At 43.6% G+C, this 12913-nt stretch carries 8 protein-coding genes and 1 pseudogene; 4 read left to right on the top strand and 5 right to left on the bottom strand.

Annotation, left to right across the window (positions count from 1 at the left end):
- Positions 1-107 precede the first annotated feature (107 nt).
- From MHH52_RS10205 to MHH52_RS10195, 3 genes are all read left to right on the top strand, one after another.
- The gene (locus tag MHH52_RS10205) at positions 108-3239 is read left to right on the top strand and encodes an alpha-mannosidase (RefSeq protein WP_340008353.1); all 3132 of its coding nucleotides are present in this window, start codon (positions 108-110) and stop codon (positions 3237-3239) included.
- Between the two features lie 206 nt (positions 3240-3445).
- Complete coding sequence (locus MHH52_RS10200; RefSeq protein ID WP_340008352.1) at positions 3446-4636, top strand: pectin acetylesterase-family hydrolase; 1191 nt, start codon at positions 3446-3448, stop codon at positions 4634-4636.
- Positions 4637-4680: 44 nt separating this feature from the next.
- Entirely contained in the window at positions 4681-5316 is a 636-nt protein-coding gene (locus tag MHH52_RS10195) for a TetR/AcrR family transcriptional regulator (RefSeq protein ID WP_340008350.1), read from the top strand.
- 162 nt (positions 5317-5478) lie between these two features.
- Here the strand turns inward: MHH52_RS10195 and MHH52_RS10190 are convergent, their stop codons facing one another.
- The gene (locus MHH52_RS10190) at positions 5479-6450 is read right to left on the bottom strand and encodes a 2,3-diaminopropionate biosynthesis protein SbnB (protein ID WP_340008349.1); all 972 of its coding nucleotides are present in this window, start codon (positions 6448-6450) and stop codon (positions 5479-5481) included.
- Positions 6451-6481: 31 nt separating this feature from the next.
- Positions 6482-8692 carry a 2,3-diaminopropionate biosynthesis protein SbnA gene (gene sbnA / locus MHH52_RS10185; RefSeq protein ID WP_340008347.1) on the bottom strand — a complete coding sequence of 737 codons (2211 nt, stop codon included), beginning with the start codon at positions 8690-8692 and terminating at the stop codon, positions 6482-6484.
- 167 nt (positions 8693-8859) lie between these two features.
- Between sbnA and MHH52_RS10180 the strand changes: the two genes are divergently transcribed.
- Positions 8860-9648 carry a YheC/YheD family protein gene (locus MHH52_RS10180; RefSeq protein ID WP_340008345.1) on the top strand — a complete coding sequence of 263 codons (789 nt, stop codon included), beginning with the start codon at positions 8860-8862 and terminating at the stop codon, positions 9646-9648.
- Positions 9649-9745: 97 nt separating this feature from the next.
- On the opposite strand, the gene cls is transcribed toward MHH52_RS10180, so the two are convergent.
- From cls to MHH52_RS10165, 3 genes and pseudogenes are all read right to left on the bottom strand, one after another.
- Positions 9746-11200, bottom strand: a complete 1455-nt coding sequence (cls, locus tag MHH52_RS10175) for a cardiolipin synthase (protein WP_340009586.1) — start codon at positions 11198-11200, stop codon at positions 9746-9748.
- A 188-nt stretch (positions 11201-11388) separates the two neighbouring features.
- Positions 11389-11604: pseudogene (locus MHH52_RS10170) on the bottom strand (hypothetical protein); the annotation flags it as partial.
- Positions 11605-11829: 225 nt separating this feature from the next.
- On the bottom strand, positions 11830-12312 hold the full coding sequence (locus MHH52_RS10165; protein WP_313641582.1) for a DinB family protein: 483 nt from the start codon (positions 12310-12312) through the stop codon (positions 11830-11832).
- Positions 12313-12913 lie beyond the last annotated feature (601 nt).

The raw sequence follows: 12913 nt of genomic DNA, 5'->3' as shown, positions 1-12913 counted from the left end.
TCGCTTAAAATCGTCTATAGTTGGTTTCTACCCCCCAAACAAACCTGTAATCACCCATAAATCTTAATTTCCTCGTCCCCCATCAACATATTGGAGGGCTATTACTCATGTTTCTAACCAAACGTAAACTCAACTCCCAACTAAACGAGATTTCCGAATATCGTTACCGGGATCGTATACACATTCCTTTTTTCAACTCTATGATTGACAAACAAGGTGAAATTGCAGCGGAACCACCCAAGGATGGAGAATGGTCAAAGCTTAAGGTTGGCGATACCTGGAAAGGTCGCGATTTGTATTTATGGTTAACGACACAGATAGACGTACCCGCCTCTTGGGCAGGACGCAGAGTACTGGGTCGATTTGATTTTGGCGAGACGGGTGCCGGAAACAACTCCGGTTTTGAATCTTTGTTCTTTTACAACGATAAGCCCTATCAAGGTGTAGATTCCAATCACACTGAAGTGTTCTTGCCGAATGAAACGGTAGGTACGCAGCTTCCACTTACCTTCCGGTTATGGTCAGGACTTGAAGGTGGTGGCCCTAAGAAAGATCAAACACATGGCATTCGTATGGCTGAAATTTGTTGGCTGGACGAAGCAACGGATGATTTCTACTTTACCGCGCTTGCTGTAGTTGAGACGCTGAACGTACTCGATGCCAAAACACCAGAGTATACACAGCTACTGAGTACAGTAGACCGCTCGTTTCTCCTGATCGACTGGTCTCGTCCAGGTTCCGATGTCTTCTACGCTTCGATCGAAGAAGCCCGCAATTATTTGCGTGATGAAATTAATAAAATGGAGAAGTCTTCGCCAGTTACAGTTACCTGTATTGGTCATACCCATATTGATGTCGCTTGGTTATGGCAATTGAAGCACACTCGTGAGAAATGTGCGCGTTCCTTCTCAACCGTACTTCGTCTGATGGAAATGTTCCCTGACTATACTTTTTTACAGACTCAGCCTCAGCTCTATGAATACATCAAGAATGATTATCCAGAAATCTACGAGAAGATTCGTGAACGTGTTGCTGAAGGACGCTGGGAAGCTGGTGGTGGCATGTGGCTCGAAGCAGACTGCAACTTAACTTCAGGAGAGTCTCTTGTCCGTCAATTACTCTATGGAACTCGCTTCTTACGTAACGAATTTGGTGTCGAATGTGACTATTTATGGCTGCCAGACGTATTTGGCTACAGCTGGTCCTTGCCGCAAATTCTAAAAAAATCAGGAATTAATACGTTCATGACCACGAAAATTAGCTGGAATCAATACAACCGCATGCCACATGATACCTTCCAATGGCGTGGTATTGATGGCACTGAAGTATTAACACACTTTATTACAACACCAGAGCCTTGGTCTGAAGAAGATTCTTGGTTCTACACCTATAATGGCCGTATCATTCCTAAGACTGTAAAAGGTATTTGGGATACGTATCGGGATAAAGAAGTAAATCGCAATTTATTACTTTCTTACGGATATGGTGATGGTGGCGGCGGAGTTAACCGTGAAATGCTAGAGATGCGCCGCAGGCTCAACGATCTCCCAGGTCTACCGAAAATTGAAACAGGAACAGCGGGAGACTACTTCCGTAACCTGCAAGAAACCGTTGCTAATACAGATCGTTATGTCCATGTATGGGATGGTGAGCTTTACTTAGAATATCACCGTGGCACGTACACAAGCCAAGCCTACAATAAGCGGATGAACCGCAAGCTTGAACTGCTATACCGTGAGGCGGAATGGCTAAATGCACTCCAAAGTGTGGTGTCTGAAGATTGGTCGAACTATCGTCAGACCGATCTAGACGAAGGCTGGAGAATTATTTTGCGTAACCAATTCCATGATATTATTCCGGGCTCTTCGATTCGTGAAGTGTATGAAGACAGTACGATTGAATATGCTCAAGCCGAAGCCATTGGTCAATCTGTATGGGAACAATCTACAAAGGCACTTGTGAACGGAAATGAAGCCGGTAAATATACCATCTGGAACAATGCTTCTTGGGAATTGACCGAGCTCGTAGAAATCGCTATTGAGTCTGACATGGAAAAAGGACATTGGATAAGTTCAGAAGGTAAACCATTACAAGCTCAACGAGAAGGTGACCGTTGGATCATTGAAGTGTCCGACATTCCTTCTCTCGGATACACCACCATCTCCTTCGTAGAAGATGTGAATTCTGAGCCACTAAGCACTCCATTCAAGCTGAATGAATCAGGAATTTCAACGCCTCACCTCGAAATAGCGTGGAACGAGCAAGGTCAATTATCATCCATCTATGATAAACACGAACAGCGTCAAGTATTAGCTAATGGAAGTCACGGTAACGTGTTCCAAGTGTTTGAGGATAAACCCCTAGCACATGAAGCTTGGGACATCGACATCTACTATCAGCAAAAAATGCGCGAAGTCACCGACTGCCATAGCATTGAAGTCATAGAGAATGGTTCATTGCGTTGTATTGTGCAATTCACATGGAACTATATGGATTCCACGATTAAACAGCAAATGATCTTGCACGCACAACATCGTCGTATCGACTTCGTGACGAAGGTAGACTGGCATGAGAAAAAACAGCTAATGAAAGTAGCCTTCCCTGTAGCGATACGAGCTACCGAAGCCACTTATGATATCCAGTTCGGTAATGTTAAGCGTCCAACGCACTGGAACACTAGCTGGGATTACGCTAGATTCGAGACCGTGGGTCATCAGTGGGCAGATTTATCTGATCGTGGTTATGGCGTTAGTTTGCTGAACGACTGCAAATATGGCTACGACATCAAGGATAATGTGATGCGTTTATCCCTAATCAAATCGGCAACACACCCTGACCCTGAAGCAGATCAAGGCGAACATTCATTCACCTACTCTATCCTGCCTCATACTGGGGATTGGCTACAAGGTGATACCGTCCGTCAAGCTTGGTCCATCAACAATCCACTGCGGAGCACCAAGGGGCAAGCTGAAGTAGAAACAAAGTCCATGATTCGTCTTTCTACGAATACGGTTATGGTATCTGCCCTTAAGAAATCTGAGGATGGACACAAATTAATCGTACGTGTTCACGACTATTCTGGAAGCCGCCAGCAGATTGATATGACGAGCGACTTGAATATAATTTCATGGCAAGAGTGCAATCTTATGGAGCGCCCTGAGGGTGAGGTTCACACTGAACCTGTCATTACCTTTGTACTTGAACCTTACGAAATTAGAACATTTGAAATCGAAGTGTAGAACCATAACCATTTAGCTAAACCTATTAAACAATTGCAGCTAATTAAATGAAGTAACATACAAAATCGGGGTGTCCCTGTAGCCATGGATAAAAGGCTGCGAGGACACCCCGTTTATATTCTCTCACGATTGTCTATTCGCATTTAAGTATACACATTGCGCAACTAGTTAACATATCGTATACTCTGAGTAAGGGAGAGATGTATATGAGAAGAATGGGGAAAATCACAATATTCACAGGCATTGGATTATTGAGCCTTGTTTTGATTGCTATTCTTGCGATTAGCGCTTTTGTGATCAAGAAACCGGCGACCACCACCCCCGTAATCACGGAAGTGAAGCCTTACGAGTGGAATAAAGTCAAGCTGGATGGAAATGTCATTTCAAGTGATGGATCAGAGTATTTTATGTGGAATAAAATGGGCGAAACTAATAACTGGATCATCTTCTTTTCCGGGGGAGGGGCTAGTTGGGATGCCCAAAGCGCCGCACACCCAATCAAGCTCATGAACTTCATTAAAGGTGGAGATACAGGCAACTATTTCCCCAACATCCCCTTCTATATGCTGACATTGCTGAGGGGTATGATGGATACAGATAACCCTGCCAATCCTTTTCATGGCTGGAATGTGGTCTACCTTCCCTATTCGACCGGTGATTTCCATATCGGCAACCGCACAGTTGAATATAAAAAAGATGACGGCAGCACCTTTACTATGCGTTATAACGGTAGCAATAATGTGCGAAGCAGCCTCGATTGGATTTATGCCAACGTGGATAAGCCCGGCAAACTACTGATTGCTGGCGAAAGTGCTGGCGGATTCGGTTCCGCTTTCTGGGCTCCCGAGATCGCCTCTCATTACAAAGACTCCGAGATCTTCCAATATTCAGACAGTTCCTTCCTGAAATCAGACAAGTGGCCAAATGTTGTGAATAAGGAATGGCATGCAGACTTCGTTAAGAACTTTGGGTATACCCCCGAAGCGGATATCATCGGGGCAGCGTTTAAAGCGAACGGTCATCTACTGCCTGCGGGTGCGGTAATATTGCAATCCTACTCGGTATTTGACGAGATACTGATCCATTTTCAGAACAATATCAACGATTACAAGGGACCAAGGGATCAACGCATCATTAATGAATGGTCACAGGAAATGCGCCATTCTGTATCTTCTTTGGCCGCCACTCATCCTAATTACTATTACTATCTGACCGACTATGGACTGAATGCTACGAAGGGTACAACCCCGCACACTTTTGCAACCAGAGAGACCTTCTTTCAGGCTGAGCAGGATGGGGTGAAGCTTCTGAATTGGTTAGGTGATGCGGTCAACCATCAGAAACCCTATTCAGTGGGCAGCAAGTTCCTCATGACGTCGGAGCCAGCTCAGAAATAGCGTAGAATTAACGAAATACTCGCACATGACAGGAGAGAAAATCAATGAATTTGCGTGAAAAGCAGATGCAAATGACGAGGGAGATCATTAAGGATACAGCGCTTAGCTTGTTCTGTGCTCAAGGTATTGAGCGCACTGATATGGCTCAGATTGCGGAACAAGCCGGTGTCTCCCGGCGCACTTTGTATCATCATTATAAGGACAAAGAAGAGTTAGCCGCTCAAATCTATGTCGAGAACCTGGAGCGGATGTTTGGACAGCTACTGTTTGATTTTGATTTTGAACAGCCGGTACAGTCACTGGAGAACATTCTGGATAAATATTTGGCGCTAAGAGATCATCAGGAGTCACTGATTTACTATGATGCCATTTTTGGAGTTTACTACAGCACCCTTTCTAAGAATCCTGCGGAACTGTCTGATTTTAAGAAGGCCATGGAAGGCTGGTATTCGCGGCTTATACTGCTTGAGACAATAGCAGTGGCTCCGGAGGAAAAAAATAAGTGGCTGAACATTCTGCAGAAGTCCACCCACCTGTATTTCATGTATTTACAAAAAGCCGTTATTATTACTCATCAGCGGGGCGGTGTGGTTACGGAGGAAGACCGGGCAATGGACCGACAATTCAAGGATTTCATCATGCATGGCGTACGGCATTCCCAGGATTACAAAACCCCTTAATTTCACTTAGGGGGCACTGCAAGCGACAGCTTAGTTTCCTTCCGGTGTAAACTTGATGCTGTTGCTAAGCAAATTCATCCAGACTTGCTTCAGCTGATGCATGAAATAAGGAATAACCCGCTCTATAAGCGGGTTATCGTTTTACAATGGATAGAATTGCTCTCACCCTAACTCTAGCTCGGTCCCTATCCCAATTTCCCTTGCTTTGTTCACGTAATACACCGCTATAGCGATATCGAAGACGGCCATCCCCATCGGGCAGAAGAAGATCGGTTCATCTTCGCCGAATTCAGCTAGGCTGTGGCGCAAGACGACATCGGAAATCATCTGGGTGTCGGTACGAGTTAGCCCCTGCTCCAAATGAAGCTGTTCGATATCTGTATTCTCGCGGCACACCTCATCCCAATCGTCGACGATAATGGCTTTTACCGAAGCTAACGCCTCCGGCTTATAATCACGCAGTGAAACATTCAGCAGAAGACTCCTTTTTTCAGGAGGAAGATCGATATACCGATGTTCTGATACGGTACAAGTAATGAAGATATTCGAATGCTGATAAACATCCGCCCACGTCTCTGCCACTTCCATCCTATCTCTATAAAGAGAGGATATCCCTGATAAATCTACGCCCTTGATATCAAAAATTCGGATACGTTCGATTCGATCTCCGTACAGAGCCGTAACCATTTGAGTATGATACTGCCCAATAGGGCCCCAACCGATAATACCGAGATGAATCCGTTCCACAGAACGCGCCTGCATAAAGTAACGGATCATCAGTCCGCTGAGGGAAGCAGTTCTTACGATACTGGGGAGCGGCGAGTTCAAGACGGCTGAGGGCTGGCCTGTACTTGGGTCATTCAATACAATAATGCTATGCGCGCGGGGAAGACCGGCCTGAATATTATCCGGAAAGCTAGAAATCCACTTGATCCCCGCTGCGTTGACCTCTCCCCCTACGTAGGCGGGCATTGCAATTATCCGGTTTTGTGGATTCTTATACCTTAGGTAAGGCTTTACCGGCTGCACGTAATCGCCTGAATCAATGATACCCACAGCAGTTTCTATCGACTCCACAAGAGTAGGCCAATCCACACCTACTGATTGTATATCTCGATCATTTAAGTACAGCATACCGTCGCCTCCTTGCGAAATATATCCTTTCTTACATCTCAGGGGCATCGCCGCCTTCAGTCAAAAGCTCCCGTCCGAACTGGCTCTGAATCCATGAGTCAGAGTATACGGTATCGAGGTAACGCTCTCCCTTATCATGCAGAATGACTGCGCAGACAGCTCCCGAAGTCAATTCTGGCTCCATCTGCTTAACGGCCGCAATGATTCCACCGGAGGATGCGCCTGCCAGGATGGATTCTTTCTGTGCCAACATCCGGCAACCTTTTACGATATCGGAATCCGAGACATGCACGATACGATCGATTAGATCTGTTCTGCAGAAGGGTGGCACGATGCCGGCCCCCAGTCCTGGGAATCGCCGTATTCCCTTATTTCCGCCAAAAATGGCGCTCCCCTCTGCATCGACAGCCACGATCTTGGTCCGAAGTCCGTGATCTCTTGCGTATTCCGCTAGGCCCCGAATGGTGCCGCATGTACTAACGCTGCAAAATAAATAATCCACTCGTTCAAGATCAGTCACGATTTCTTTCATTGTCGTATGGTAATGGGCTAAATAATTATTTGCATTCGCATACTGATTCGGCCAGTAGCTGCCCGGTATTTCCGTCAATAACTGCTGCACACGTTTCAGCCTAGCAGGAAGAAACTCACCTGTTACGGGATCGGGAAGGGCGACATAGTCGATTTTAGCATCCAAGGCCTTCAGAATTTGCAGATTCGTTTCCGTGGTTCTAGGATCAATAACGCTAATAAAACGCATCCCTAAATACTTACAAATCATTGCCAAGCTGATCGCCATATTTCCAGAGCTCGATTCAATGATGGTAGTTCCCGGGCCTATTGTTCCTTCCTTCCATGCCTCTTGAATCATCCGCAGGGCGGGACGATCTTTGGCGCTTCCTCCCGGGTTCATCAGCTCCATTTTTGCGTAGACCTCAAATTCACTTTTATAGAACAAGCTCTTCAGCTTGATTAAGGGCGTATTTCCGATAGTCGACAAAATACCGTCAGTGAAGTCCACGTCTACTCGATCTTTGTCTTTCTGGTAATATAGCTTTTTGTTCTTAACCTGCCCACTGTCCATCGGCTCGTCTTTGGCTACTATAATTACTTCAATATCATCAAGCAAATGGTTTCGAATCATCATACCGATTTCTGGAATACACTCCCTAATTTCCTCTCTGATCGCCGGAACAATGGAGTTAACCGCAGATTTACTTTTGATATAAACGGTCAGCGCATTGTTCCTTACTTTTACCCGGATGATCGCATCTTCTATATGACGGTATACAACCTGCTCGATATCGTACAGACTGATTTTCTCCCCGTGCTTCAGCTCCCGGCCCACTCGTTTAACAATGGATTCAAAGCTCTGCTTCTCTACGCCACCTATCATCACAGGTCTGAAGTCCCTTACAACGTCATAGGTAACGAAACGAATAGCTGGCAGCATTTTGCGGACAGTTGAGGTAAGAACAAGAACACTTTCGTCATTACTAAGCGGACTTAGTTCTTCGCCAATCTCCTGCGCCCCGATCCCTTCCGCAAAAATCCCATCAGCAAAAATGTACCTGCCAAGATCATGGGAATAATAAGCAATCGTGCCAAGTTCAATGGAGCCATACGTATCAATGATGTCGCGCGGTTCAAGACCGAACAGACGGGCCATATTCCGCTGCCACCCTAATGAGGCGATTTCCCCAACCAAAATAATCTTGCGGATTCCAAAAACGCGCGGATCTCCAGTAGCATGTACGATATGATCAAGGATGGAAGGCATTGTGTACAGTAGGTCAGGCTTGAAGGTTTGAAGCTGTTCAATATGCTGCTCAATCGGCAATTCGAAGGGAATTGAACAATGTTCCAATCCTAACCGCTCAAAAATGGACAGCGCAGTGTTCGCTGCATGCCCAGTACCCATATCCGCCAAAGCTCTAACGCATCCGCTTCCCGCAATAAGATCACCGAACAGCTTCGTTTTAATATCTATATAGTGCTTTTCGTCTTCCTCAGAGTAAAGTATGGCTTTTCGACGGCCAGTGCTTGTACCCGACGTCCTGTATACGGTCCAAGAAGGATCAGTGGGTTGATTATAATAATAGGCTTCTAGCGTTGTCGACGTCATAAACGGAAGAGTCTCTAAGCTATAATTCGTTCTTTCGCCGCCGATCAGCTCCTTGTACCAGGAAAATATCTCGATTACTTCAAGCACCTTATCCATCAATTTGTCGAGCAGCATCATGGCCGCCTCCTGTTGGCCGCATGATGCAGCCCAATTAGATAAATACCTATCCCTCCAATATTCATATGTAGAGTTCTTTCGGTGTGTTCTAATATTCTGCGGTTGCCCAGTCAAAAGCTGAGCTTTTCCGTAATATAGCCTATAGATATTTTGAACGGAGGGACAACATGAAGGAGCCAATAAGGCGTATATCCAATAAACTCACGAAGACAAGGGTGCTGGTTAGAAACCAAGAGTTAAATAAACATGTCCCGGTTACGAGAAAAATGAATAAGAACACACTCTATGAGATGCTGCAAAAACATAAGATGGTGTACATTAAGCCTTGCTGCGGATCTTTAGGACAGGGCGTGATACGGGTTGAACTCGTACGCGCACAATACAGCTATCAATCCGGTACACATGTGCACAAATCTCCTGATTACGACACAGCATATCGAGCAATCTTTAAAGAGACGATGGGGAAGTCCTATTTAGTACAGAAGGGAATCCGTCTTTTGGTTTACGATGGCCGCCCATTCGATATCCGGGTGATGGTGCAGCGAAATGCTAAGAGCGGGTGGGAAGCTACAGGGGTTGCAGGACGCGTAGCGCATCCTCGCAAAGTGGTTACAAACGGGAGTCAAGGAGGGACGATTTATCCGGTTGAGGAATTGTTGAACGCCTACACAAACGCAGAGAATTGTAAAGCATTGATCCGATCCCTGAAGCAAATTGGAGTGAAGTCCGCCAGACAACTAAGCACTTCCTATCCCGGCCTTCAGGAAATCGGGGTGGATATTGCCTTGGATCAACGCCTTAAGCCATGGATCTTGGAAGTGAATACTGCTCCCGATCCTTGCCCGTTTACGAAGTTGAAAGACACCAACATGATTGACCGAATCGTCAGATATGCAAAAGCATACGGTCGCACATACAATCTTAAGTGCATGAAGTCAAAACAGGGTATGGTGTAAAGCGACATCCAGTATAAATGAATCATTACCCCGCAGCGAATTGTAGATTCATATATCTACAGTTCGCCTTTTGTACGGAGTATATAGTTTGGGGTGTTTATAAGATCGGTGAAAATAGACGAGAAATCCCCTCTTTAAATTTGATCATAAGGGACCTTTCTTTATAACGTTCAGAAGTAAGTTCTGTACTTAACTTGCTATCTTCTTGAAACAATTCCTGAAGTTGTTTAGCAACTTTTTTATCATATACTATTGCATTAACTTCGAAATTGAGTCTAAAGCTCCGGGAATCAATATTCATTGTCCCTACAGATGCTACTTCTTCATCTACTACAATCGTCTTGGCATGTAAAAAGCCATTTTCATATAACAGAATTTTCGCTCCATAATTCAATAATTCCCCAGCATATGCCCAAGTGGCCCAATAAACAAAAGGATGATCAGGCTTATTAGGTATCATAATCCGGACATCAACGCCAGATAGGAGTGCAATTTTACATGCATCCATAAAACTTCTATCTGGAATGAAGTATGGCGTTTGAATATATATACTCCTTTTGGCATTTAAAATAAGCTTAATATACATATTTTTAAGATGCTCAACCAGCGAGTTAGGACCACTAGACACAATTTGAACGGGACTTGATCCGACATGACCTTCAGTATTAAAGGAAAATTGATCGAAGCTTACCTGTTCGTGTTTCCGGGCATGTTTCCAATCCAGGATAAATCTTCCTTGAATCTGATTAACAGAATCTCCCTTCATTCTAAAATGTGTATCCCGCCAATAACCAAACTTTTTATCTATACCTAAGTATTCATTTCCCACATTAAACCCACCAATATAAGCAATTTCCCCATCGATAATACATAATTTTCTATGATTTCGATTATTCATACGAAAATTTATAGGTCTAAGCAGTGATGGAAAGAATACCTCCACTTCTCCACCAGCAGAAAGTAGTTCTTTAAAAAACTTAAGAGAAAGTCTCTTTGAGCCGATTTCGTCATAGAGAACCCTAACTTTTACGCCTTCTTTAGCTTTTTTGGTTAATTCATCTCTTAATTTTGTCCCTAAGGCATCAGGCTGGATTATGTAATATTGAATGTTAACTTCTTTCTTGGCATTTCTGATATCATTAAACAAAGAATCAAACTTTTGTTTACCATCGTTAAAAATAAATATCTCGTTGTCTGTTGTCATTAGCGCATTCGATGAAACAAGGTTCATATGAATTAAATCACCATATTTCGTGAACAAAGGGTTCTGATCCTCGAGTTGATCCTTCAATGTGGCAAATTGATGATCTACAGCTGATTGTAGATATTTACTTTCTTCAGCTGAAAGGCCAAAGAAATTCTTTTTTGCTAAATTACGACCAAGAAAGAGATAAATAATAAAGCCCAAAATGGGGATGAAATAAAAGACCATAAGCCAAGCCCACGTATAACCAATATCTCTCCTCTCAAAAAATAAAAAACCAGCAGAGAGCAATATGTTTATAATCATAACAAGTGAAAGTATCCACGTAGCCAAATTGCCGTTGTCCATAAGGAGTTCCTGCCTTTCTTTTCTTTTTATAGATGTCAGTATTTCTAGTTTTGCCAAAAGTCAGTTTATCCATCGCCTGCTGAATCAATACATCTGTAAATGACTAGATAAAGTACTATAGCATAAATGTCCATCTAAGAAAACTTTTGAAAAATATCTCAATAATTAAAAGTTAAAATCATAAAAATTTACTGCTCAGGTGAATGTTTGAGGATCTCATCAGCTTGATCAACCTGTATATCCCAAGCCCCCTCTGAAGGAGAACCATATACGGCCGACGCGAGCCAATGAATTCCTAACTCAAGGGTGGTCGTCAGCACCGTCCGAGGGCAAAGCAGGTTCATATTAGCGTTCGGCCAAACCAACTCGCCCTTCCGACTGCTTAGCAGATCCTTGATTCCGCAGGTTCCACAAGCAGCGACTCATCCTTTAGCGATTATAGGTAGGACTCCATCCGACAACAAAAAATCTCGTTCCCAAGACAAACGTCTGGGAAACGAGATTTACTTTCGCAGTGCCATCTATAGTCGCCAATCTACCTCTAGATTAGCCTTATTAGGTATGGTGCCACATAGTATAAACAATACTTCCATCTGGCATCCATGTCCTACAGCAACAAGCATTAGTAACTATTTCGCTTGAGCTTGTTCTTCCTTAGTAGGACCAATTACTCCAGGTACATGAAGGCCTGCTTGACGTAAGAGAACTGTCATTTGACCACGATGATGTGTCTGATGATCTATGAGCGATCTAAGCATAGCACCACGAGGCATTAATCCAGCAAAGGTCTGTACACTCTCAACCATTTGCTCGTCCGTTAATTTCTCTACCTCAGAAGCAATATTAGCTGCAATATTCTTATAAGCTTCAACAATCACAGCCGCATGAGCCGGAACTTCCTTCGGATTGCCTACTGGAGTAAGAGTTAAACCTACCTGACCACCAAAGAACATCGGACAGGTTGCCAAATGCCAACCTAACCATCCCAATGAGTTGTGACCTTCAACAATTACCTGATCTAATTTTTCATCGGTAAGCGATTCAAGAACGCTAATTGTCCCTGCAGAAGCACGTGCCCATTCACCTAGAAAATCTTGAACTGTTCTGTACATATGAACTCCCCTTTATTAGTCGTTAAGCAACGATTACTTAGTAATAACAAGTAAATTATATCCTGCCCTTTGACCTGTTACAAATAGTCTATATAGATTGAACTGAAAAACATGAAGAATGTCCGTTGTATTTTGTTTTGTCATTAACTCAAAGTACTTAAGGGACCTTTTGAAAGATCAATATGTAATTAATAATAATATGTTTTGTTACTAAACATCCTTATCGTTAAAAAATGTGAATTTAATAAAAAAATAATACAAAAAAAACGATCTTGCATTATCTGTTTGTAATTTTTAATCAGCGATTGTTTCTTTTCATCATCTATTTGTTGAGCACGGCGTCTTAGTGCTTCTATTTCCAATTGGGAACTGCTTAGGCGCAAAGCCAGTCGCAAATATCACTGCATATGCTGCACTGCTTACTATGGTCTCTTTGGTAACTTCACTGTTTAATTGCAATATAATAACTAACTATATAGGCATTGAAACGATAAAGCAGTTGCGCACCTGCAACAATAAGCTATTCATTGCCAATGGACGTTCTATACAGAATGCACTTCAGGCGCTGATAGAGAAAGGCCAAGCTGTCCTTCGCAGAGCA

This window comes from Paenibacillus sp. FSL K6-0276, from assembly GCF_037977235.1.
In the GTDB taxonomy this organism is placed as follows: Bacteria; Bacillota; Bacilli; order Paenibacillales; family Paenibacillaceae; genus Paenibacillus_AQ.
Note: the sequence above shows the minus strand (reverse complement) of the source record. Positions and strands in the feature narration are given on the sequence as shown.